The organism is Adlercreutzia equolifaciens (assembly GCF_029076695.1).
In the GTDB taxonomy this organism is placed as follows: domain Bacteria; phylum Actinomycetota; class Coriobacteriia; order Coriobacteriales; family Eggerthellaceae; genus Adlercreutzia; species Adlercreutzia equolifaciens_A.
In genome coordinates this window covers 1-304 of record NZ_JARFIK010000361.1, presented here as the reverse complement: position 1 = coordinate 304, position 304 = coordinate 1, and the positions used below count along the sequence as shown (strand labels likewise).

The 304-nt window shown below is 64.5% G+C and carries 1 protein-coding gene; it reads right to left on the bottom strand.

The window, feature by feature from the left end:
• Positions 1 to 234, bottom strand: a 234-nt coding sequence (locus PZH32_RS12750) for a molybdopterin-dependent oxidoreductase (RefSeq protein ID WP_275208626.1), incomplete at its 3' end; no start/stop codon positions are given.
• Positions 235 to 304 lie beyond the last annotated feature (70 nt).

Below are 304 nucleotides of genomic sequence, written 5' to 3'. Positions count from 1 at the left end.
CATGATATAGCGAAACCAGGACAGGGCCAGGGCCACGTCGGAGCCGGGGCGGATGGGCAGCCACACATCGGCCTTGGCGGCGTCGGGCGTCAGGCGCGGGTCGATAACCACGGTCTTGCAGCCGCTCTTGCGCAGCTGGGTAAGGGCGCGGCCACCGGAGGCGACGTTGGACTGGGAGGGGTCGGTGCCCCACAGCACGCAGGACTTCGAGTTGTTGAAGAAGATCTCGAGCACCTAAGCGTCAGCGATAGAGGTGTCGTTCATGCCGTTTACCACGGGGAAGGCATTGGCACGGGGCAGATTG